Source organism: Synechococcus sp. CS-1332 (assembly GCF_025127995.1).
Taxonomy (GTDB): Bacteria; Cyanobacteriota; Cyanobacteriia; order PCC-6307; family Cyanobiaceae; genus Cyanobium.
Genome location: NZ_JAHLYP010000042.1, coordinates 1 through 21,262 on the forward strand (window position 1 = coordinate 1; position 21,262 = coordinate 21,262).

The 21,262-nt window shown below is 69.1% G+C and carries 21 protein-coding genes; 15 read left to right on the plus strand and 6 right to left on the minus strand.

The features are described from left to right. The 3 genes from KQ305_RS09650 to murQ form a co-directional block, all read left to right on the plus strand. Positions 1-555: DnaJ C-terminal domain-containing protein (locus tag KQ305_RS09650; protein ID WP_311134340.1), on the plus strand; the 555-nt coding region annotated here is incomplete at its 5' end. Positions 556-641: 86 nt separating this feature from the next. Beyond that, positions 642-1,052 (plus strand): DUF3110 domain-containing protein, encoded by a 411-nt coding sequence (locus tag KQ305_RS09655; protein WP_259725202.1) that lies wholly within the window; start codon positions 642-644, stop codon positions 1,050-1,052. Next, complete coding sequence (murQ, locus tag KQ305_RS09660) at positions 1,049-1,996, plus strand: N-acetylmuramic acid 6-phosphate etherase (protein ID WP_259725203.1); 948 nt, start codon at positions 1,049-1,051, stop codon at positions 1,994-1,996. Before KQ305_RS09655 ends, murQ begins: the two co-directional genes overlap by 4 nt. On the opposite strand, the gene mtnP is transcribed toward murQ, so the two are convergent. Beyond that, entirely contained in the window at positions 1,962-2,933 is a 972-nt protein-coding gene (mtnP, locus tag KQ305_RS09665) for an S-methyl-5'-thioadenosine phosphorylase (RefSeq protein ID WP_259725204.1), read from the minus strand. The genes murQ and mtnP overlap by 35 nt on opposite strands. Before the next feature lie 49 nt (positions 2,934-2,982). Here mtnP and KQ305_RS09670 point away from each other — a divergent pair, with 49 nt between their 5' ends. After that, positions 2,983-3,423 (plus strand): peptidylprolyl isomerase, encoded by a 441-nt coding sequence (locus tag KQ305_RS09670; protein WP_259725205.1) that lies wholly within the window; start codon positions 2,983-2,985, stop codon positions 3,421-3,423. Here KQ305_RS09670 and ribBA read toward each other — a convergent pair. Next, a complete protein-coding gene (gene ribBA / locus KQ305_RS09675) occupies positions 3,420-5,129 on the minus strand; it encodes a bifunctional 3,4-dihydroxy-2-butanone-4-phosphate synthase/GTP cyclohydrolase II (RefSeq protein ID WP_399231210.1) in 1,710 nt (569 codons plus the stop codon). The two genes, KQ305_RS09670 and ribBA, sit on opposite strands and share 4 nt — an antisense overlap. Before the next feature lie 156 nt (positions 5,130-5,285). On the opposite strand from ribBA, the gene argC reads away from it, so the two are divergent. Next, a complete protein-coding gene (gene argC / locus KQ305_RS09680; RefSeq protein WP_259725384.1) occupies positions 5,286-6,350 on the plus strand; it encodes an N-acetyl-gamma-glutamyl-phosphate reductase in 1,065 nt (354 codons plus the stop codon). Here the strand turns inward: argC and purN are convergent. Beyond that, a complete protein-coding gene (gene purN / locus KQ305_RS09685; RefSeq protein ID WP_259725385.1) occupies positions 6,341-7,000 on the minus strand; it encodes a phosphoribosylglycinamide formyltransferase in 660 nt (219 codons plus the stop codon). The two genes, argC and purN, sit on opposite strands and share 10 nt — an antisense overlap. Positions 7,001-7,007: 7 nt before the next feature. Between purN and KQ305_RS09690 the strand changes: the two genes are divergently transcribed. From KQ305_RS09690 to KQ305_RS09700, 3 genes are read left to right on the plus strand one after another with little or no spacing between them, the layout of a single operon-like run. Further along, positions 7,008-7,352 (plus strand): DUF1257 domain-containing protein, encoded by a 345-nt coding sequence (locus KQ305_RS09690; RefSeq protein WP_259725206.1) that lies wholly within the window; start codon positions 7,008-7,010, stop codon positions 7,350-7,352. Beyond that, complete coding sequence (locus KQ305_RS09695; RefSeq protein WP_259725207.1) at positions 7,345-9,093, plus strand: M61 family metallopeptidase; 1,749 nt, start codon at positions 7,345-7,347, stop codon at positions 9,091-9,093. The genes KQ305_RS09690 and KQ305_RS09695 overlap by 8 nt, the downstream gene beginning before the upstream one ends. Beyond that, positions 9,090-9,968 (plus strand): N-acetylmuramoyl-L-alanine amidase, encoded by an 879-nt coding sequence (locus KQ305_RS09700; RefSeq protein WP_259725208.1) that lies wholly within the window; start codon positions 9,090-9,092, stop codon positions 9,966-9,968. The genes KQ305_RS09695 and KQ305_RS09700 overlap by 4 nt, the downstream gene beginning before the upstream one ends. 33 nt (positions 9,969-10,001) lie before the next feature. Here the strand turns inward: KQ305_RS09700 and KQ305_RS09705 are convergent, their stop codons facing one another. Beyond that, positions 10,002-10,793, minus strand: a complete 792-nt coding sequence (locus tag KQ305_RS09705) for a helicase DnaB (protein ID WP_399231214.1) — start codon at positions 10,791-10,793, stop codon at positions 10,002-10,004. A 256-nt stretch (positions 10,794-11,049) separates the two neighbouring features. Here KQ305_RS09705 and KQ305_RS09710 point away from each other — a divergent pair, with 256 nt between their 5' ends. From KQ305_RS09710 to fghA, 3 genes are read left to right on the plus strand one after another with little or no spacing between them, the layout of a single operon-like run. Continuing rightward, positions 11,050-12,651, plus strand: coding sequence for a glucose-6-phosphate isomerase (locus KQ305_RS09710; RefSeq protein WP_259725209.1), 1,602 nt, complete (start codon positions 11,050-11,052; stop codon positions 12,649-12,651). A 19-nt stretch (positions 12,652-12,670) separates the two neighbouring features. Further along, complete coding sequence (locus KQ305_RS09715) at positions 12,671-13,783, plus strand: S-(hydroxymethyl)glutathione dehydrogenase/class III alcohol dehydrogenase (protein WP_259725210.1); 1,113 nt, start codon at positions 12,671-12,673, stop codon at positions 13,781-13,783. A 19-nt stretch (positions 13,784-13,802) separates the two neighbouring features. Then, positions 13,803-14,645 carry an S-formylglutathione hydrolase gene (gene fghA / locus KQ305_RS09720; RefSeq protein WP_259725211.1) on the plus strand — a complete coding sequence of 281 codons (843 nt, stop codon included), beginning with the start codon at positions 13,803-13,805 and terminating at the stop codon, positions 14,643-14,645. 18 nt (positions 14,646-14,663) lie between these two features. On the opposite strand, the gene leuS is transcribed toward fghA, so the two are convergent. Together leuS and KQ305_RS09730 are read right to left on the minus strand one after the other, a co-directional pair. Next, the gene (gene leuS, locus KQ305_RS09725; protein WP_259725212.1) at positions 14,664-17,288 is read right to left on the minus strand and encodes a leucine--tRNA ligase; all 2,625 of its coding nucleotides are present in this window, start codon (positions 17,286-17,288) and stop codon (positions 14,664-14,666) included. A gap of 45 nt (positions 17,289-17,333) precedes the next feature. Continuing rightward, entirely contained in the window at positions 17,334-17,573 is a 240-nt protein-coding gene (locus KQ305_RS09730) for an Hfq-related RNA-binding protein (RefSeq protein WP_259725213.1), read from the minus strand. A gap of 43 nt (positions 17,574-17,616) precedes the next feature. Here KQ305_RS09730 and dapF point away from each other — a divergent pair, with 43 nt between their 5' ends. The 4 genes from dapF to KQ305_RS09750 all read left to right on the plus strand — a co-directional run bounded on the left by dapF (position 17,617) and on the right by KQ305_RS09750 (position 21,261). Further along, a complete protein-coding gene (dapF, locus tag KQ305_RS09735) occupies positions 17,617-18,762 on the plus strand; it encodes a diaminopimelate epimerase (protein WP_259725214.1) in 1,146 nt (381 codons plus the stop codon). Between the two features lie 13 nt (positions 18,763-18,775). Beyond that, a complete protein-coding gene (locus KQ305_RS09740; protein WP_259725215.1) occupies positions 18,776-19,957 on the plus strand; it encodes a cysteine desulfurase family protein in 1,182 nt (393 codons plus the stop codon). 26 nt (positions 19,958-19,983) lie between these two features. Continuing rightward, on the plus strand, positions 19,984-20,673 hold the full coding sequence (locus KQ305_RS09745) for a DUF1995 family protein (protein ID WP_259725216.1): 690 nt from the start codon (positions 19,984-19,986) through the stop codon (positions 20,671-20,673). Positions 20,674-20,736: 63 nt separating this feature from the next. Next, the gene (locus KQ305_RS09750; RefSeq protein WP_259725217.1) at positions 20,737-21,261 is read left to right on the plus strand and encodes a DUF4330 domain-containing protein; all 525 of its coding nucleotides are present in this window, start codon (positions 20,737-20,739) and stop codon (positions 21,259-21,261) included. Position 21,262: the final 1 nt, after the last annotated feature.

Sequence of the window (21,262 nt, forward strand, 5' to 3'; positions counted from 1 at the left end):
CCCCCCCCCCCCCCCCCCCCCCCCCCCCCGCCACCGGTGATGGCCGCCACGGACGAGGAAACCTTGGTGAGCCTCACCCCGGAGCAGGCGCTCAGTGGCCAGCGACTGGAGCTGGAGTTGCGTGATGGCACCGTCGTGGAGGTCTGGTCCCCCCCCCTGGCGGGGGATGGCTGGCGGCTGCGGCTGGCCGGCGTGGCGGCCGGCGGCGCCGATCACTTCCTGCAGTTGCGGGTACGAACGCAGGAGGGGCTGCGCATCGATGGCCTGCGGGTGCTCTACCAACTCGATCTCCACCCCGCCGATGCCGCCCTCGGTTGCCAGGCGGTGGTGCCCACCCTGGAGGGCCCCGTGCGGCTGCGGGTGCCTCCCGGTTCCTCCAGCGGCCGTCTGCTGCGCCTGCGGCGCCGGGGCCAGAGCCAGGGGGAGCAACGGGGCGACCAACTGGTGGAGGTGCGGATCGTCGTTCCTGACCAGCCGTCTGAAGCGGAGGAGGCCCTGTTCCGCCGCTTGCGGGAGCTGGACCAGGAGCAGAACAGCGTCACCAGCGACGACTGATCGCCACCGCGGCCACCGGCGGATGACACACTGGCCTGCGCCCCATCCGTGACGCTGTGACTGCCAGTGGATCCCCACACAAGCCGGTGCATGTCCTGCTGTTCGATCCGGGCAGCGACCAGGAGGGCATCCATTCCCTTGAGCTCGGGGGGCGCACGGTGGTGCTGTTGTTCGAGGACCCTGACGATGCCGAGCGCTATGCAGGCCTGTTAGAAGCCCAGGATTTTCCAGTGCCCTGCGTTGAGGCCCTGGATCGGGAGGAGCTGGAGAAGTTCTGCGCCGAGGCTGGCTATGAAGCCCGCTTCGTTCCGGCCGGTTTTCTGCCCAACAGCGAGGAGGAGCGGCTGCTGATCGCGCCGCCCGAACGCAACATGGACGTGACCTCCTGGAAAGAAGAGCAGGAGTTGGCAGGGAAAGCCGGAGCCGAGGCTCCCGAGGCCGCCGGCAGCGATCCGGAGCTGGAGGCCTTTCGTCGCCGCCTCGAAGGACTGCTTTGAGCACTCCCGGTAGCGACAGGGGCCATCTGCTCACCGAGCGGCCCAACCCGGCCAGCGAAGACCTCGACCGGCTGCCGACGGCGTCCCTGGTGGCGTTGTTCTGCGCCAACGACCTGCTGCCCCAGCAGGCGGTGGCGGCCGCAGCACCGGCCCTGGCGGCGGCCATCGACGCCATTGCGGCTCGACTGTCGAGCGGCGGGCGTCTGTTCTATCTGGGGGCCGGCACCTCCGGCCGGCTCGGGGTGCTGGATGCGGCGGAGTGTCCGCCCACGTTCTGCAGCCCCCCTGAGCTGGTGCAGGGGGTGCTGGCAGGCGGGGCGGCGGCCCTGCTGCGCAGCTCCGAGGGCCTGGAGGACCTGCCGGACTCGGGTCGGGACGACCTCACCCAGCGGGGCTTCGGCCCAGCGGATGCCTTGGTGGGCATTGCTGCCGGCGGCACCACCCCCTACGTGCTCGGCGGGCTGGCCCACGGCCGCGCCATCGGGGCCTTGACCGTGGCCGTGGCATGTGTACCCGCCGACCAGGTGCCGATGCCCTGTGATATCGACATCCGCCTGCTGACCGGCCCCGAGCTGCTGACTGGCTCCACCCGGCTGAAGGCGGGCACGGCCACCAAGATGGCCCTCAACATCCTCTCCACCGGCGTCATGGTCCGCCTGGGGAAGGTCTTCGGCAACCGCATGGTGGACGTGGCGGTCACCAACAGCAAGCTGGAGGACCGAGCTCTGCGCATCCTGCGGGACCTGGCCGGAGTTCCCCGCCAGCAGGGCCTGGGCCTGTTGCAGCGGGCCGGGGGATCGGTGCGTCTGGCGCTGCTGATGGCCGCCTCCGGCCTGGAGGCCGAGGCGGCGCGGGCGGCCTTGGACCGCCACGGCCCCGGACTGCGCCGGTGCCTTGACGGCCTCGGCGTCAGTCTGCAGCCGACGTCGCCTCCGCCTCTCTGAACGGTCCCCAGTAGGGGGCGGTGAACAGCTCGGTGCGGCGGCGAGTGGCTGGCGGCACCTGGCCGGCCGGGGTCATCAGCGCATCCTTCAGGGCCTGGTGGGCCGGGCTTGGGGGCCGCAGGGCCTGCACCCGCTCGGCGGCCAGGCGCACGATCTGTTGGGCCAGGGCCGCATTGGCACGCAGATTATCGATCACCAGCTCGACGGTGACGGCGTCATGCATCGCGTGCCAGCAGTCATAGTCGGTGACCATCGCCAGGGTGGCGTAGGCCATCTCCGCTTCCCGCGCCAGCCGTGCTTCGGTGTGGTTGGTCATGCCGATCACCGTGCAGCCCCAGGAGCGGTACAGCTCGGACTCGGCCCGGGTGGAGAAGGCCGGCCCCTCCATGCAGAGGTAGGTGCCGCCGCGGTGCAGCTGGCGACCCTCCGGCATCAGGCTGTCGCCCACATCCTCGAGAACCCTGGAGAGCACAGCGCAGTAGGGGTCGGCATTGCCCACGTGGGCCACCAGCCCCTCACCGAAGAAGGTGAGCGGCCGCTGCATGGTGCGATCGATGAACTGATCGGGCACCAGCATGTCGAGGGGACGCACGTTCTCCTGGAGCGAGCCAACGGCCGACACTGACAGGATCCAGCGCACGCCGAGGGAGCGCAGGGCCCAGAGGTTGGCCCGGTAGGGAACCTCACTGGGGGTGAAGGTGTGGTGTCGGCCGTGCCGGGCCAGGAAGACCACCTCGAGATCGCCGATGCGACCGAGTCGCAGGCTGTCGGAAGGAGGGCCGTAGGGGGTTTCGACGCTCAGTTCGCGGACGTCCTCCAGACCCTCCATGGCATAGAGGCCGCTGCCACCGAGCACCCCGAGGCGGGCCTGGGCAAGGTCGGGGCTCGCCAGACCACGGGCCTGGGAGGAGGGGGAACTGGGCTCGGTGGTGGCCATGGAAGGAGGGTCCCCTGGACGGATACAGTCGAAGTTTGCCTCCTCGACCGTGACCAAGGCCCTGATGGACACCGACGCCGGCCTGATCACCATTGATCTGTTCGACACCGAGGCCCCCGGCACCGTCGCGAATTTCGTCAAGCTCTCCAAGGACGGCTTCTACGACGGCCTCGCCTTTCACCGGGTGATCAATGGCTTCATGGCCCAGGGTGGCTGTCCCAACAGCCGTGAAGGTGCCCGCGGCACGGCCGGCACCGGCGGCCCCGGCTACACGATTCCCTGCGAGATCAACGCCCAGAAGCACAAGGCCGGCAGCCTCTCAATGGCCCATGCGGGCCGCAACACCGGGGGCAGTCAGTTCTTCCTGTGCCACGGCCCCCAGCCCCACCTGGATGGTCAGCACACGGTGTTCGGCCACACCGAAAACATCGATGTGGTGCTGGCTCTCAAGAACGGCAGCCGCATCCGCACGGTGACGATCGAGGCCTAGGACCAGACGATGAAGGCGCCGGGGGTGAGGTTGAGAAGTGGGCAGGTGAGCGAGCTGCCCGGCTCCCCAAGCCCTGTTTCCACCCCGGCCGCCGAGACCGTGGCGCCGGGCGGCACCAGATCGGTCAGTTGGCGACGCTCCGGTTCCAGGTCGATGCTCGGATGGCCCTTGCGGCGGGCGTCGGGCGCCAGCAGCAGATTCACCCCGGAGGTGCCCTGCCAGCGGGCCATCTCCATCAGGGGACCGGCCAGGTCGGCGGCGGTCAGCTGACGGCCCTGCTGGGCGGCCAGCAGCAGGGCCAGCCCAGGACGGTGGAGGAGCGCCAGCAGGCGGGGATCCTCCTCGCGCTCGAGCAGCAGGCCGACGCGTCGGGCCCAGTCCCGCAGGCTCTCGAGACGGCTGGCCCCCAGAAGGGGATCTTCGGGGCCGTGCCAGCCCAGCACCGCCGTGAGTCCATGGGACTCCACATCCATCAGGTGCCCCAGCTTGGTGCGCTTCACCCGCAGGTAGGCGGCGTTGTGGATGCCGGGGTCCATCACCAGGGGGACCCGGTCGATCACCTGCAGGCCGTAGCCGCCGAGCCCGGCAATCTTGCGGGGGTTGTTGGTGATCAGCCGCAGCCGACGCACCCCGAGGTCGCTGAGGATCTGGGCCCCGACGCCGTAGTTGCGGAGATCGGCGGCGAAACCCAGCCGCTCGTTGGCTTCCACCGTGTCCAGGCCGCCATCCTGCAGGCTGTAGGCCTTGAGCTTGTTGATCAGGCCGATGCCGCGGCCTTCCTGGCGCAGGTAGACCACCACCCCTTCGCCGGCGGACTCGATCATGCGCAGGGCCGCCTCCAGCTGGGGGCGGCAGTCGCAACGCAGCGAACCGAAAGCATCGCCGGTGAGGCACTCGGAGTGCACCCGCACCAACACCGGGCCGGTGCCGCGTTCCGGGTAGCCCTTGACGATCGCCACATGCTCGCTGCCATCGAGCTCGTTGCGGTAACCGATGGCCCGGAACTGGCCGAAGCTGCTGGGCAGGGTGGCCTCCGCCTGGCGGGCCACGAAGCGCTCGGTGTCGAGGCGATAGCGGATCAGGTCGGCGATGCTGATCAGCCGCAGCCCGTGCTGCCGGGCGTAGTCGGCGAGCTGGGCCAGGCGGGCCATGGAGCCATCGGCGTTCTGGATCTCGCAGATCACGCCGGCGGGATAGAGCCCGGCCAGACGGGCCAGGTCGACGGCCGCCTCCGTGTGGCCCGCCCGTTGCAGCACGCCGCCCTGGCGGGCCCGCAGGGGGAAGATGTGGCCGGGGCGGCGCAGGTCGGCCGGGCGCGAGTCCGGATGGATCGCCACCTGGATCGTCCGGGCCCGGTCGTCGGCCGAGATGCCCGTGCTCACCCCCCGCTCCGGCCCTGCATCCACGCTCACCGTGAAGGCGGTCTGGTTGCTGTCGGTGTTGCGGTCCACCATCAGGGGCAGATCCAGGGCATCGAGCCGTTCCCCTTCCATGGCCAGGCAGATCAGGCCCCTGGCATCGGTGGCCATGAAGTTGATCTGCTGGGGCGTCGCGAACTGGGCTGCACAGATCAGATCGCCTTCGTTCTCGCGGTTCTCGTCATCGACCACCACGATCGATTCGCCGTTGCGGATCGCCGCCAATGCATCCGCGATGGCATCGAAGTGGATGCCGGTGGATTGGCGTGGGCCGGACAGAAGGGTCAAGGGACAGAAAGAAAGAGGAAGACCTGCGCCCACATCGGCGATGGACATCGGCGATGGGCGTGGCGATGGACGTGGTGATGGACGTGGCCGATCCCTGAAAGAATCGAACCTTATTTATAGGGTGCCGGTACTATCCAGCGTTCCTTGGCGTTCCGCATGGCTGGCAAGCGCGTTGCGGTGATCGGTGCCAGCGGCTACGGGGGACTGCAGACCCTGCGGCTACTGCAGGGCCACCCCCATCTCACGGTGAGCTTTCTGGGCGGGGAGCGCAGCACGGGCAAGCGCTGGAGCGAACTGGTCCCCTTCCTGCCCCTGGAGGACGACCTGGTGGTGCGTTCGCCGGACCCGGAAGCCATCGCCGCCGCCGCCGATCTGGCCGTGCTGAGCCTGCCGAACGGTCTGGCGGCCGGTCTGGTGCCCGAATTGCTGCAGCGCGGCGTCAAGGTGGTGGATCTCTCGGCCGACTACCGCTACCGCTCCCTGGCCCAGTGGCAGGAGGTCTACGCCGCCGAAGCCCGCCAGGTGGCCCGCCAGGACGGCGACCTCTGCCAGGAGGCGGTGTACGGACTGGTGGAAGTGGCGGAGGCACGCATCCGCGAGGCTCGCCTGGTGGCGGCCCCCGGTTGTTTCCCCACGGCAAGCCTGCTGGCCCTGTTGCCGTTCCTGGAGCAGGGACTGATCGAGACGAGTGGCATCGTCATCGATGCCAAGACCGGCACATCCGGCGGCGGCCGGGCCGCCAAGGAGAACCTGCTGCTGGCCGAGGCCGCCGAGGCGGTCGCTCCCTATGGGGTGGTCGGCCATCGCCATACCAGTGAGATTGAGCAGCTGGCGGCCCAGGCGGCGGGCCAACCGATCCAGCTGCAGTTCACGCCCCACCTGATGCCGATGGTGCGCGGCCTGCTGGCCACGGTCTACGGGCGGCTGCGGGACCCTGGACTCACGGCCGAGGACTGCACCACCTTGCTGAAGGCCTCCTACCGCCACAGCCCCACGGTGCAGGTGCTGCCGGTGGGGATCTATCCCTCCACCAAGTGGGTGCGCAACACCAACCGTTGCCTGCTCTCGGTGCAGGTCGACCCGCGGACCGGCCAACTCATCATCATGAGCGCCATCGACAACCTCGTGAAGGGGCAGGCCGGCCAGGGGGTGCAGTGCCTCAACCTGCTCAGCGGCCTGGAGGCGGGAACCGGCCTGCCGCTGCTGCCCTTCTACCCCTGAGCCAGCCGCTGGGCGGCCAGGGTGACGGCCATTGGCAGGATCCGATGCTCCTGCCGCTGGATGCGGGCATGGAGCCGCTGTCGGTCGTCCTCCGGCAGTACCGGCACGGCCGCCTGCACCAGGATCGTTCCCGCATCCACCTCCTCTGTCACCAGGTGGGCCGTGCAGCCCGCCAGGGTGACCCCGGCAGCCAGGGCCTGCGCCACCCCATCGGCGCCGCGGAAGCTGGGCAGCAGCGAGGGGTGGATGTTGAGCAGGCGCTCCGGGAACGCCTCGATCAACACGGGGGTGACGATGCGCATCCAGCCGGCCATCACCACCAGATCAACCCGGTGGGCCCGGAACAGGGCGATCAGAGCTTGATCCAGGGCCTGCCGTGACGGCTGGCGGCGGTGGTCGAACACCTGGCAGGGGATGGCGAGCCGTTCGGCCCGGCGTTGGGCCCCGCAGCCGTCGCGATTCACGGCCAGAACGACCACCTGCCCTTGCAGGCGTCCCTCCGCGCAGGCCATGACAAGGGCCTCGAAGTTGCTGCCCTCGCCGGAGGCCATCACCGCCAGTCGCAGTGGGGCCCCACCGGCCGGCAGCGGCTGTGGCAATGGCCACTGGAGAGACCCGCTGGGATCGCTATGGTCAGCGAAATCGGGCATTGCGTCCATGTCCCACCTCACCATCCTGCCCACCGTGCTGCGGGATACGGATGTCCTGGGGGCCACCCTCTCCACCCTCAACCTCCCCTGGCGGCATGGCGGAGAACTCGTCGGATTCGGTGGTGATCGCCAGCCGGTGACGTTGCGCTTGCAGTTGAAGGATGGTCAGGGCCTGGGATGGGTCCGTCAGGCGGATGGATCCCTGGCTCTGGTGGGCGATCTCCAGCGCATCAGCCGCAACACCCCTCTGCAGCGGTTGCTGGGCCGGATCACCCGGGCCTATGCCGCCAGGGCCGCCCTCCAGGACGCCAGCCTGGCTTTCCCCACGGCGTCGATCGAGCTCCGTGTCTGACGACCCACCCCTGCAAGATCTGGCCGCCGGGCCGATTGTTCAGCTTGATCTGCGTGACCCCCACCGCCACCTGGTCAGGGTGACGTTGCACGTGCAACCCCAGTGTCTGCAGCCGGAGCTGCGCCTGCCCGCCTGGACACCGGGCTCCTACCTGATTCGCGACTACGTCCGCCATCTGGAGGCCCTGGAGGTGCACCAGGGGGGAATCCCCGTGGCCAGCACGCGAGCGGCGGAGGCCTGCTGGGGTCTGGAGCTCACCAGCCTGGCGCCACTGGTGATTCGCTACCGCCTCCAGGCCACGGAGCTGAGTGTGCGCACCTGCCACCTCAGTGCCGACCACGGCTTTCTGGCTCTGGCCGGGGTGGTCCTGCAGGTCAGCGGCGAACGCTGGCACCCCCATCGGCTCGAGCTGGCGTTGCCCGAGGGATGGCAGGCCTTCGTGCCCCTGCCCAGCAATGGTGAGAACGCCTGGATCGCCGCCGACTTCGACCGGCTGATCGACAGTCCTGTCGAGGTCGGCCCCCACCCGTGCCACCGGTTCAGCGTCGCAGGGGCCCCGCACCGCTGGGTCACCTGGGGTACCGACCTGCCCGCCGACGATCCGCTCTGGCTCGCCGACGTGGAGCGGGTCGCTCTGGCCTGCTGCCGCCTGATGGGGGAGCCCACCCCCGCCAGCGACAACTACCTGTTCGTCCTGCATCTGCTGGCCGAGGCCTATGGCGGCCTGGAACACGACCACGGCAGCGTGCTGCAGTTCGGCCGCCGGGCCCTGGCGGCGCCAGGCGGCCGGCGCAAGCTGCTGCAACTGGTGGCCCATGAGTACCTCCACCAATGGAATGTGCGCCGCCTGAGGCCTGCCGAACTCACCCCCATTGACTACGACAGGGCCACCATCGTTCCCGGTCTCTGGTTTGCCGAAGGCGTCACCTCCTACCTCGACCTGCTGCTGCCACTGGCGGCCGGCATCGGTACGGAAGGCGAACTTCTGGAGGACCTGGGGGCCGATCTCAGCCGTTACCTGCTCACCCCCGGTCGCCAGATCCAGGGCTTGCGGCAGAGCGCCGAAGAGGCCTGGGTGAAGCTCTACCGGCAGGACGCCTCCTCCGCCGACAGTCAGATCAGTTACTACCTCAAGGGGGCCGTGGTCGCCCTGGTGCTCGACCTGCATTTGCGGCGGCAGGGGTCGTGCCTGGCCGTCGTGCTTCGAGCCCTCTGGCGCAGCCATGGGGCCTGGGGTCGTGGGTACCGGAACGACGACCTGATCGCTGCCTTCGCCGAGCAGGCTCCCGATCTGGCCCAGCTCCTGCCCCACTGGCTGGAGAGCACCGACGACCCCGACCTCGCCAGCTACCTGGCTGATGTGGGCCTTGCCCTGGTGCCGACGTTCGCGGCGGACCCTTTCCTCGGCTGGCAACTTGAGGACGCCGCGGACAGGCTGATGCAGCTGAAGCGGGTGCACAGGGACGCCCCGGCCGAACGGGCTCGCCTGCAGCCAGGCGACGAGCTGCTGGCCCTCGATGGTGTGCGACTGCGGCGGCCGGAGGACCTCGCCCTGGCCATCGGCCCCGCCACGGCACCGGCCGAGCGGGAGTTGCTCTACTGCCGTGATGGCCGGGTGCGCAGCACCGTTCTCATGGCCGAGCCCCCTGCGGTGGCCAGCTGGCAACTGGTGATCGATCCCGTCCTGGTGAGTGACCTGACGGGGCTGAACCGGCGGCGCTGGCTGTCGCTCCAGCCATGAGTGCCTCCTTGCGACCCCTGGTACTGGCTCTGGCCGGTGCGGGTGTGCTGAGCATCGGCGGACTCACCTGGTTGGGCCGCGACCTGTTCGGCGCCCCGGGCAATGCCGGTGGTCGCGCCTCCCTGCTCGACCTGCTGGAGGAGGTGCGCCAATCCCCGGCCGCCGGCGGACTGCTGCAGCAGCCTCCGGCGGCGCAGGCCCTGCCGCCGCCCCATGCGGCCTGGCGTGCACCCCTGGGAGGTGCCTGCCAGGCTGATCCCCTCCTGCGCAGCCGCCTGCTCGCTCTGGCGGAACGCCTCCGCTACGAGACCATCCGGCTGCGCATCGATCCGAGCAACTACGGCGAGCGCTTTCGTCAGGATGTCTTCGGCCAGCCGCTGGATCCCACGCCCCAGGTCGTCGTATTGCACGAGACCGTTTATGGCATCAACTCGGCGATCAACACGTTCATGACGCCCCATCCGCGTGACGAGGACCAGGTGAGCTACCACACCCTGATCGGCCTGGACGGCCGGGTGGTGGAGGTGCTCGATCCTTCCAAGCGGGCCTTCGGGTCAGGCAATTCCGCCTTCAACGGCCGCTGGGTGGTGACCAATCCCGAGGTGGGAGGGTCGATCAACAACTTCTCCCTGCACCTCAGCCTGGAAACCCCCCTTGATGGGGAAGACCAGGACAGCGCTCACAGCGGTTACACCGCCGCCCAGTACGACGCGCTGGCGATCGTGCTCGGCCGCTGGATGCGTCGTTTCGCCATTCCCGCCAACAACATCACCACGCACCGCCATGTGGATCTGGGTGGAGAGCGCATGGATCCACGCAGTTTCGACTGGCGTGAGCTGCAGCTGAGGCTGGCTTCCATCGGCGTTCTGTGCTGATGGACTCTGCCTCAGACGCTCAGACGCTCGGGCTCAGATCAACGGGCTGGTGATCGCCTTACGGCTGCCGTAGAGGAGGGCATGCAGTTCTGGATCCTGCATGTAGCGGAGAACCCGCGCGGGGTAATCAAGCTTGCCGTTGTGGAGATAGGCCAGGGTGGCCATGGCCTTGGCGTCGGACGGGGAGGTGCTGGCCATCAGCAGGGCTTGATCGGAGAGGCCCAGGGCCTGCTTCAGGCGCACGAACTTGCCCACCAGCAGCCGCACGTTGCGATCGGGATCGAGCAGCTCCGTGCGGGCCTCCTCGATCTGCTCAGGAGTGGCATTGGCGGGCAGAAGCCCCTGTTTGACGAGCTCGCCAAGGCTGAGCTGGGCAGGACCGTGAGTGCTGAACAGGCCGCTGCGGGCGGCCAGGGGATGGTCCTCGCCGGGCTTGGCGTGCTGCAGTTCATCGAACAGCACGGCTGTGACCAGCATCGGATTGATGTGGTGACGGCGGCTTTCGCTCAGGATCACCGGCCTGAGCTCTTCGAGCCGTCCGAGGGTGCGGGTGCGCAAGGGCTGGAGCTGGTCGATGCCCTCGGTGAACAGCTGGGCGAGACGGGGTTGGGGGCCGTGAACCCCGAAGCGGCGGTTCAGCTCCCGCAGTTCCTCGGGGCTGAAATCGATCGGATCGGGCCGGAGGCCTTCGCTGGTGGAGGGACTGATCAGGGGGAAGGCTTCAATGCCGCGTCCGCCTTCCGTGAGCTGGAGAAGGGAGCGGCCCTGGACCCGGGGTTCGCCGCTGAAGGGCAAGACACTCAGGCCGATGGCTCCCAGAAGCAAGGACCCGCGCAACGCGAGACGAAGCCGGCTCCGCTGGAAGGTGGAGCTGAGGGAACTAGTTCCTGTCAGGTGGGCCAGCAAGCAAAGTTCTTTGCTTTGAAAACCAATCGTAACGACAATGTCCGGAATTTCTCTTTTTTTGGGGGCGCTCTGGCCGCCGGCCCCTGTGGCGGAAGACCCGCATCCGCCGATCCGCTTGCCGAACATGGAGGCGGATGGATACGGTTCGGGGGCCCGTCACGGCGTCCCAGGAGCCATGTCCCCGCTGCCGCCGTTGAACGGCCTCGATTCCGCTGCCCTCTGGGAGCGTTTCCGCCAGCTTCTCTGGCACGATTCCGACCTCGGTCTCTGGCTGGACGTCAGCAGGATGGCCGTTGAGGAAGTGGATCTGGAGGCCTTCCAGGCCCCCTTCGCCCGTGCCTTCGCCGCCATGGAGGCCCTGGAGGCCGGTGCCATCGCCAACGCCGACGAAGGGCGCCAGGTGGGCCATTACTGGTTGCGGGACCCGGAGCTGGCTCCCGATCCGACGGTGGCGGTTGCTATCGCCGCCGAAATTGATCGCCTCGAAGCCTTCGGGCGGGACGTGCTGGCGGGTTCGGTCACGGCGCCCGGCGGCGGGCCCTTCACCGACGTTCTCTGGATCGGCATCGGCGGCTCTGGTCTTGGTCCCCTGCTGATGCTCAGGGCCCTGCAGCGCCATGGAACGGGTCTGCCGTTCCATTTTTTCGACAACGTCGACCCCGACGGCATGGCCCGCACCCTGGCCGCCCTAGGCGAGCGCCTCACCACCACGCTGGTGGTTGTGGTGAGCAAATCGGGCGGGACCCCCGAACCCCACCTCGGCATGGTGCAGGCCCGGGCCCGGGTGGTGGCGGCCGGTGGTGATTGGAGCGCCCAGGCCGTGGCCGTGACCATGGGGGGCAGCCGCCTGGACCAGGAGGCCAAGGCGGCCGGCTGGCTGCGGCGCTTCGACATGTTCGATTGGGTGGGCGGCCGCACCAGCATCACCAGCGCCGTCGGCCTGCTGCCCGCCGCCTTGATCGGTGCCGACCTGCGCGGCTTCCTGGACGGGGCCGCCGCGATGGATCGCCTCACGCGCGTGCCCGATCTGCGCGCCAACCCGGCGGCCTTGCTGGCCGCCTCCTGGCATGTGGCCGGTGGCGGCCGGGGCCGCCGCGACATGGTGGTCCTCCCCTACCGAGACCGGCTGGAGGTGTTCAGCCGCTACCTGCAGCAGCTGGTGATGGAGTCCCTGGGCAAGCGGCTCGACCGGGACGGTGAGGTGGTGCACCAGGGCCTTGCGGTGTATGGCAACAAGGGCTCCACCGACCAGCACGCCTATGTCCAGCAACTGCGCGATGGACTCGACAATTTCTTCGTGACCTTCATCGAGGTGCTGGAGGATCCGGCGGAAATCCCCACGATCGATGGCGAGTGCCCGGCCGATTTTCTCGAAGGGTTCCTGCAGGGCACCCGAACGGCCCTCGCCGAGCAGGATCGCCAGAGCATCACCATCACCCTGCGGCGGTTTGACGCCCGGGGCCTCGGGGCCCTGATCGGCCTGTTCGAGCGGGCGGTGGGGCTCTACGGAGAGCTCGTCAACGTCAACGCCTACCACCAGCCCGGGGTGGAAGCCGGCAAGCTGGCGGCCGCCGGGATCCTGTCCGTGCAGAGCCAGGTGGAAGGGCTGCTGGCCGATGGCCAGCCCCGCAGCCTGGCCGCGATCCAGACGGAACTGGAGCTGGAGGCGGTGGAGCCGGTGTTCTGGCTGCTACGCCATCTCTGCGCCAACGATCGTGGTTATGGCGCCGTTGGCGACTGGGGCCGGCCCGACAGCCTCACCTTCCACCACACCTGATAGGTTTCGGATCTTTCCCATGGTCCGATCCCGTGCCGCGGTCGCCTGGGCCGCAGGCGAGCCGCTGGAGGTCACCGAGATCGACGTGGAAGGGCCCCGCGCCGGCGAGGTGTTGCTGCGGGTGGTGGCCACGGGCGTGTGCCACACCGATGCCTTCACCCTCTCCGGTTCCGACCCCGAGGGGATCTTCCCGGCGGTGCTCGGCCATGAGGGCGGTGCGGTGGTGGAGGAGATCGGCCCGGGGGTGACCTCCCTGGCTGTCGGGGATCACGTGATTCCCCTCTACACGCCCGAATGCCGCGCCTGCCGCTTCTGCCTGTCCGGCAAGACCAACCTCTGTCAGGCGATCCGCGGCACCCAGGGCAAGGGCCTGATGCCCGACGGCAGCAGCCGTTTCTCCCGGAACGGCGAGCGGATCTTCCACTACATGGGCACCTCGACCTTTTCCGAGTACACGGTGGTGCCCGAGATCGCCGTCGCCAGGATCGCCCCTGAGGCGCCCCTGGAGAAGGTGTGCCTGTTGGGATGCGGCGTCACCACAGGAATCGGCGCCGTGCTCAACACCGCCAAGGTGGAACCGGGCAGCAGCGTGGCCGTCTTCGGCCTCGGCGGCATCGGCCTGGCGGTGATCATCGGGGCGGTGATGGCCGGTGCGGAGCGGATCATCGGCATCGACACCAACCCCGACAAGTTCGCCATCGCCGGCCAGCTCGGCGCCACTGAGTGCCTTGATCCGAAGGCCTTCGACGCCCCCATCCAGGAGGTGGTGATCGATCGCACCGATGGTGGAGTTGATTACTCGTTCGAGTGCATCGGCAACGTTCAGGTGATGCGCGCCGCCCTGGAGTCCTGCCACAAGGGCTGGGGCGAATCCACGATCATCGGTGTGGCCGGAGCGGGCCAGGAGATCGCCACCCGGCCGTTCCAGCTGGTGACGGGGCGGGTGTGGAGGGGCTCCGCCTTCGGTGGGGTGCGGGGCCGCAGCGAGCTGCCCGGCTATGTCGAGCGATTCCAGCAGGGGGAGATCCCCCTCGAGCGCTTCATCACCCACACGATGGGACTGGAGGACATCAACCGGGCCTTCGACCTGATGCACGCCGGCCAGAGCATCCGTTCCGTGATCCACTTCTGACCGCCGAGGCCAGCCCCCCATGCTTGAGCTGCTCAGCGAAAACCGCAGTTTCGGCGGTCTGCACCGTCGCTACCGGCACCCATCGACCCAGCTGAACGGTGCGGCGACCCTGGCGGTGTTCCTGCCTCCCCAGGCCCTCGCCGGGGACCGGGTGCCGGCCCTGTACTGGCTGTCGGGCCTCACCTGCACTGATGAAAACGTCATGCAGAAGGGTGGGGCCCATCGCCTCGCCGCCGCCCTTGGCCTGGCCCTGGTGGCACCGGACACGAGCCCCAGGGGCCCCGAGGTGCCCACGGATCCGAAGGGCGGCTGGGATCTGGGCCATGGGGCGGGCTTCTACGTGGATGCCACCGCCTCCCCCTGGGACCGGCACTACCGAATGCACAGCTACGTGGTGGAGGAACTGCCCGGCCTGCTGGAGGCCCAGTTGCCCCTGAGCCAGGCGCGCAGCATCAGCGGCCACTCGATGGGGGGCCACGGCGCCCTGGTCGCGGCCCTGCGGCACCCGGGCCGCTTCCGATCGGTGTCGGCCTTCGCCCCCATCTGCCACCCGTCGGCCTGTCTGTGGGGCCAGAAGGCCTTCGGGGCCTACCTGGGAGCGGATCAACGGGCGTGGGCCGCCTGGGATGCCACGCTTCTGCTCGCCTCAGCGGCGGAGAGGCTGCCCCTGCTCGTGGATCAGGGCCTCGCCGATCCGTTCCTCGTCAGTCAGCTGCGGCCAGCCGAGCTGGCGGCGGCGGCCAAAGCGGCCGGTCACCCCCTGCAGCTCCGCTACCAGGAGGGCTACGACCACAGCTACTTCTTCATCGCCAGTTTCATCGACGATCACCTGCGCCACCACGCGGCCGCCCTGGGGGACTGACCAGGCTGCCCGCGGCCCTCAGGGCACCAGGTTGACCAGCTTGCCGGGCACCACGATCACCCGCCGGGGGGGTTGACCCTCCAGCCAGCGCTGGGCCACCTCGCTCTCCAGGGCCAGGCGTTCCAGGGTGGCTGCATCGGCATCGGCGGGCACTTCCAGGCTGCCGCGCATCTTGCCCTTCACCTGGATGACCAGGGGGATGGTGTCGCGCACCAGGGCGGTCGGATCCACGGCGGGCCAGCGCTGGCGATGGACACTCGCCGCCGCCGCCATGCTCGCCCCATCCCCGTGGCCGTTGAGTTTCTGCCAGAGCTCCTCCGCCAGGTGGGGCGCGAAGGGGGCCAGCAGGATCAGCAGGGTGGCGAGGGCTTCGGAGCTCACCGCTGGACTGGCCCCCTCCAGGTGGCTCGCCAGGGCATTGCTGAGCTTCATCAGCTCCGAGACGGCGGTGTTGAGCTGGAGCTCCCCCTCCAGGTCTTCGCTGATGGCGGCGATGGCCGTGTGCACGGCCCGACGCAGCTGCCGCTCCCCGTCGCTGAAGCTGGCGGGATCGAGCTCCTGCGTCGACGGCAGCCCAGGCCCAGCAAGGCGCAGGCCCCGGCCTTGGGCCCCCTCCACCAGGCGCCAGAGGCGCTGCAGGAAGCGGTACTGACCTTCCACGTCGGCGTCGTCCCACTCCAGATCCTTCTCTGGCGGCGCCTTGAACAGGATGAACATCCGGGCCGTGTCGGCGCCGTAGCGGTCGATGACCACCGCCGGATCGACGCCGTTGTGCTTCGACTTGGACATCTTTTCGTAGAACACCTCCAGCACCTCGCCGCTGATCGGATCGCGGGGGTCGCTGGGGTCTGAGACCTGGGCCGGCGCCACGTACTGCCCGGTGTGGCCGTTGCGGTAGGTGATGCCCTGCACCATGCCCTGGGTGAGCAGGCGGGCGAAGGGTTCGGAGAAGCCCAGCAGCCCCCGGTCCCGGAGCACCTTGGTGAAGAAGCGGGAATAGAGCAGGTGCAGGATGGCGTGCTCAATCCCGCCCACGTACTGGTCCACGGGCAACCAGCGGTCGACGGCCTCGCGCCCGAAGGGTCGCTGGTCGTTGTGGGGGTCGCTGTAGCGCAGGTAGTACCAGGACGAACACATGAAGGTGTCCATGGTGTCGGTCTCCCGCTGGGCGGGCGCGCCGCAGCGGGGGCAGGGCACGTTCACCCACGACTCCAACTTGGCCAGGGGGGTGCCCCCCTTGCCGCTCAGGGGGATATCCCGGGGCAGTTCCACCGGCAACTGGTCCTCCGGCACCGGCACCACGCCGCAGCTGTCGCAGTGGATCACGGGGATGGGGCAGCCCCAGTAGCGCTGGCGCGAGATCAGCCAGTCGCGCAGTCGGTACTGCACCCGTCCCTGGCCCCAGCCCTGGGCTTCGGCACTGGTGACGATGCTCGCTTTCGCCTCGGCGGTGGTCAGGCCGTCGAAGGGACCGGAAGCGATCAGCACGCCGGCTTCTGTCCAGGCCTGGCCCTCGTAGGCGTGCGGGTCGGAACCCTCGGGGATCACCACCCGCCGCACCGGCAGCTCGTATTGGCGGGCAAAGGTGAAGTCGCGCTGGTCGTGGGCCGGAACCCCCATCACGGCACCGGTGCCGTAGTCGGCCAGGACGTAGTCGGCGATCCAGACGGGAATCCTTTCGCCACTGGCGGGATTGCGCACCCAGGCGCCGATCGGCACCCCCCGCTTGGGCCGGTCCTCGGCTGTCCGCTCCTGCTCGCTCTGGCGACTGACCAGATCGCAGAAAGCAGCGACGGAAAGGCGGCAGTCGTCGGTGGTCAACGCGGCCACCAGGGGATGCTCCGGTGCCAGCACCACATAGGTGGCCCCGTAAATCGTGTCGGGCCGGGTGGTGAAGACAGTGATGGCGGCACCGGATTCGGCCGTGAAGGTCAGCTCGGCCCCGAGGGAGCGGCCGATCCAATTGGCCTGCATCGTGCGCACCCGCTCCGGCCAACCCTCCAGGGAGGGGAGATCGTCGAGCAGGGCATCGGCGTAGGCGGTGATCCTCAGGAACCACTGGCGCAACCGACGCTTCTCCACCTGGGCGCCGGAGCGCCAGGAGCGACCCTCGGCATCCACCTGTTCATTGGCGAGCACCGTCTGGTCGACCGGGTCCCAGTTGACCGTCGCCTCCTTGCGATAGGCCAGGCCGGCATCCAGGAACTGGAGGAACAGCCACTGGGTCCAGCGGTAGTAATCGGCGTGGCAGGTGGCCACTTCCCGGTCCCAGTCGATCGACAGACCCAGGCGCTTGAGCTGCTCGCGCATCTGGGCGATGTTCCGGTCGGTCCAGTCCCCAGGGTCGACGCCCCGCTCGATCGCGGCGTTCTCCGCCGGCAGTCCGAAGGCGTCCCAGCCCATGGGGTGCAGCACCTGCCGGCCCCGGAGCCGGGCCGCCCGGGCGATCACATCGGTGATCACATAGTTGCGCACATGGCCCATGTGCAGGCTCCCCGAGGGATAGGGGAACATCGACAGGGCGTAGTAGGCGTCACCGCTGTCGCCGGTGAGGTCAGGTGTGGCGTGGAGTCCCAGTTGCTCCCACTGCAGCTGCCAGCGCTGCTCGATCGTCTCGGGACGGTAGCGGGAGGGTTCTGTCACGGGACCTATGGGGTGGATGTGATCGTGTCACAACCCATGGGTGGCTCAGCTGAGGGCGCGCAGCGAGGCGATCGCCGTCAGGCTGATCAGCAGCAAAGGGGTGCCGGGTTCGGTGCTCATCGCCAGAAAATGGCTGTCCTGCCAGCGGATGACGCCGTCAAACTCCTGGCCGGACACCAGCACGACATTCACCGGGGTGCGGATGCGGATCAGCTCCTGAACATGGCGCACGCTGGGCAGGGTCGTGTCGAGCCTGGGCCCCCGTCGTTCAAAGAAACTCTGCATAGGATCGACCCCAACCTTCAGGACACTCGGAACGGTGCAACAGGTGCTCCAATTCAGCAAATATCAGGGTCTGGGGAATGACTTCTTGCTGCTTGACGGCCGCAGCTTAGGGGATTCTGAGGACGTGTTCGGATTGACCCCCGAATGGGTACGGCGGCTCTGCGACCGTCGCTTCGGGGTCGGCGCCGACGGCGTGATCCTGGCCCTGCCGCCCAGGGAAGGCGGGGAGTTGCGGATGCGCATCTTCAATGCCGATGGAACGGAACCGGAGATGTGCGGCAACGGCATCCGCTGCCTGGCCCGTTTCCTGGCCGACAGCGACGGCGACGTTGCCCCCCGTCGCTGGGAGGTCGAGACCCTGGCCGGTCGCATCGTGCCGGCCTTGGCCGAAGACGGTCGCATCCGCGTCGACATGGGCGCCCCATTCCTGACCCCGGAGACGATTCCCACCGGCCTGGCGGTGGGGGTGGAGGGGTTGCCGGTGGGGATGCTGGAGGTGCTGGGCGAGCCCATGGCCGTGGCGGCCGCCGGCATGGGCAATCCCCACGCCGTGGTGCCGGTGGATGACGTGGCGGCCATCGATCTGGAGTCCCTGGGTGCGGCCTTGGAGGTGCATGAGGCCTTTCCGGCCCGTACGAATGTCCACTTCGTTCAGGTGCTGACCCCCGACCATCTGGTGATGCGGGTGTGGGAGCGGGGAGCTGGGCCCACGCTGGCCTGTGGCACCGGCGCCTGCGCCACCCTGGTGGCTTGCCACCTGCTGGGTCTGGCCGACCGCCAGGCCCGGCTCGATCTCCCTGGTGGCCCGCTGGAAATCGACTGGGACGAGGCCAGCGGCCACGTCTTCATGACCGGTCCCGCCGAGGCGGTGTTTGACGGGGTGGTGGCCCCCTCCCTGTTCGGGACGGGAGACGAGCGGCCTCCCGCCGCGGAGACGCCACCGCCGCCCACTACCCCATCGGCCCTTGTCGAGACCGAGCCTTCCCTGGACAGCATTGATTGCGCGACGGTGTGCGTCAACGGCTGTCTGCGCCCTGAAGCCTGTGCCAGTGCCAGTGCCGAGGCCCGCGCCCGGGTCACGGCGCTGCTGGAGGGTTGCTCCCTCGATGACCTGGTGGCCCTGGCCGGCGAGTCCCTGGAATCCCGCACCCGGGGCCGCCTCTGCCGAGATGAACCCGCCGTCTCCTGATTCACCCGGTGCGGTGGGGCCTGCGACGGGGGTCTACCTCGACGCCTGCGCCACCAGCCCTCCGGCGCCGGAGGTGCTCGAGGCCATGGACCGGGCCCACCGGGAGGCCTGGGCCAACCCCTCCAGCCTGCATGGCTTCGGCCTGGCGGCGGCGGAGCGCCTGGAGCGCGATCGCCTGGCCATTGCCGCACGGCTGGGCTGCGGCCGTGAGGAGCTGGTGCTCGTGTCGGGTGGGAGCGAAGCGATCCACACCGCCCTGATCGGCTGCGCAGGCTCCCTCGAGCCCGGGCGGGTGCTGCTCTCGTCGGTGGAGCATCCCGCCAGCTATGCGGCCGCCGACGCCATGGTGCGGCGGGGCTGGCAGCGCCTGCTGCTGCCGGTGGATCGCCGCGGCGTGGTGAATCTGGAGGTTCTCCAGGAGCTCCTGCGGCCGCCGACCCGACTGGTGTCGATGCTCTGGGGCCAGAGCGAGGTGGGCACACTCCAGCCGATCGTCCGCATCGGCGAGCTCTGCCGCCAGGCCGGCGTGCTGTTTCATGTCGACGCGGTGCAGGTGGTGGGCCATCAGCCGATTGACTTCAGCCGGTTGCCCATCGATCTGCTCAGCTGCGCGGCCCACAAGCTGCAGGGGCCCCGCGGGGTCGGCGCCCTGCTGGTGCGGCGCGGACTCCGCCTGGAGCCCCTGATCGGTGGCGTGCAGGAGGGGGGACGTCGCGGCGGCACCGAATCGGTGGCCCTGGTGGCGGGATTTGCGGCGGCCCTCGAGCTGGCCTGGCAACGTCTTGCGGCCCATGGCGGCGAGGACCCCATGCGGAGCCTGCGGGACCGTCTGCTGGATGAGCTGATCCAGCTGGGGGGGGTGCGCCTCAGCGGGCCGGTCCCGGAAGATCCCTGTGGGCGCCTTCCCCACCACATCAGCCTCCTGGTGGCTGGCCCGCAGGGTCGCTCGCTGCCCGGGCGCCGGTTGGTGCGGGAGCTGGCCCGACGGGGTTATGCCGTGAGTAGTGGATCGGCCTGCAGCAGTGGCGGGGCCACGGGTGCCAGTGCCGTGCTGCTCGCCATGGGCTACGGCCCCGAGGCGGCCGCCAGCGGCCTGCGCATCAGCCTGGGCCCCTGGATCAGCCCGACCGAGCTGGCCGGCCTGCCGGTGGCCTTGGCCGAGGCCAGCCGCAGTGTCGCCGAAGCGCCTGGGTAGGGTCCGCTCAGCCCTGCCGCAAGCCGATGCTGCCTGCCGATCTGCGCACCGCCGAAGCCGAAGCCCGCGAGGCCCTGCAGGCGGCCCTCGCGAACGGATCGGGCGGTCGCTGGACCGTGGAGTTCCGTTTCCAAGGGTTGCGACTGCTGCCTTTGGTGTTGCGCCTCATGGACGGGCTGATCAGTGAGCGGCCCGAGCTGCGGCTGCTGTTTCCAGATGCCGGTGCCACGGCCCTGGCCCGCCGGGACGCTCCCGCCCTTGCCGATCGCATCGGCAGCTTCTCCGACCAGCGCAAGCTGCAACAGGAGGAACCCTCCCGGGGGGGCCTGGTGCTGGTGGGGGCCAGCCTGGCGGAGTACGAGATGGTGGAGGAGGTCTGCGGCGGCCACGGCGACAGCGTCGTGCTGCTCAATTCCTCTCTGGAGGATGCCGCCATCGGCATCGGCAGCGTGGCCCGCCAGCGCCGCAAGGGTTTCCTGGCCGGCTGGCGGACGGCCTATGCCCTGTTGCCCCAGGCCGACCGTGCCCTGCGCTGCGCCTACCCGGGCGAGTGGGAGCTCTACCGCCTGGACCCCGACGGCTACCGGCTCGCCGGTCGCTTTGAGCAGAAGCCCGATGCCGAGCAACAGGATCTGGCCCTCAGTGGCCGAGAGGAGGCGGGTCTGGGGGGCAATCTGCGGGCCCTTGGCCAGATGATCGAAGACCTGCAGAACTGACCCGCCGGCCCGGCTGGTGCATCCCGGAAAGGCTGCGTACACTTCGCTGGCTTTCAGGTGCCCATGCCCAGCGATTCGCCCCGGTCCCGTTCCTGGAGCCTCGTCGACCTCGGCGCGGCCGTCGCGGCGCTGCTGGCGATCGGGGGCGTGATCTGGAGCCCCCGCCTGAGTGGTGCGGTGGCCCAGGCCACCGGGGCGCTTGAACCCGTCACCGTGATGGTGGATGTGCGGGGAGCCCCCGCCGCAGCCCCCCTGGAGCTGCTGCAACAGGCCCGGCAGGAAGGCAAGGTGGCGATCGTGATCCGCAACCAGCCCCACGGCAGCGTGGTGGTGAAGGAGATCATCCCCTTCGATCGCATCATCTCCACCCTCACCCCCGACGGAAAGGTGGTGAGTGCCCCCGATCCCAACCAGAAGACCTTCAGCACCTTTGATGGGCGTTTCGTCCTGGAGGGCCAGGGACGTCGCACCTCAGGAGGGGTTGTCTTCGGTAACCAGACGATCAAGATCGGCGCCCCGGTGGAGCTGGAGGGAACCAACTACCGGTTCAACGGCACCGTCACGGACCTGAAACTCGGAGCTTCCTGAG

Bases quoted from the DNA above. Each gene is read 5' to 3' on its own strand.
- mtnP (WP_259725204.1), bottom strand. From the start codon at position 2,933: ATGGCCACCACCGAGCCCAGTTCCCCCTCCTCCCAGGCCCGTGGTCTG.
- argC (WP_259725384.1), top strand. From the start codon at position 5,286: ATGGCTGGCAAGCGCGTTGCGGTGATCGGTGCCAGCGGCTACGGGGGA.
- purN (WP_259725385.1), bottom strand. From the start codon at position 7,000: ATGCCCGATTTCGCTGACCATAGCGATCCCAGCGGGTCTCTCCAGTGG.
- KQ305_RS09690 (WP_259725206.1), top strand. From the start codon at position 7,008: ATGTCCCACCTCACCATCCTGCCCACCGTGCTGCGGGATACGGATGTC.
- KQ305_RS09700 (WP_259725208.1), top strand. From the start codon at position 9,090: ATGAGTGCCTCCTTGCGACCCCTGGTACTGGCTCTGGCCGGTGCGGGT.
- KQ305_RS09710 (WP_259725209.1), top strand. From the start codon at position 11,050: ATGTCCCCGCTGCCGCCGTTGAACGGCCTCGATTCCGCTGCCCTCTGG.
- KQ305_RS09715 (WP_259725210.1), top strand. From the start codon at position 12,671: ATGGTCCGATCCCGTGCCGCGGTCGCCTGGGCCGCAGGCGAGCCGCTG.
- fghA (WP_259725211.1), top strand. From the start codon at position 13,803: ATGCTTGAGCTGCTCAGCGAAAACCGCAGTTTCGGCGGTCTGCACCGT.
- KQ305_RS09730 (WP_259725213.1), bottom strand. From the start codon at position 17,573: ATGCAGAGTTTCTTTGAACGACGGGGGCCCAGGCTCGACACGACCCTG.
- KQ305_RS09745 (WP_259725216.1), top strand. From the start codon at position 19,984: ATGCTGCCTGCCGATCTGCGCACCGCCGAAGCCGAAGCCCGCGAGGCC.
- KQ305_RS09750 (WP_259725217.1), top strand. From the start codon at position 20,737: ATGCCCAGCGATTCGCCCCGGTCCCGTTCCTGGAGCCTCGTCGACCTC.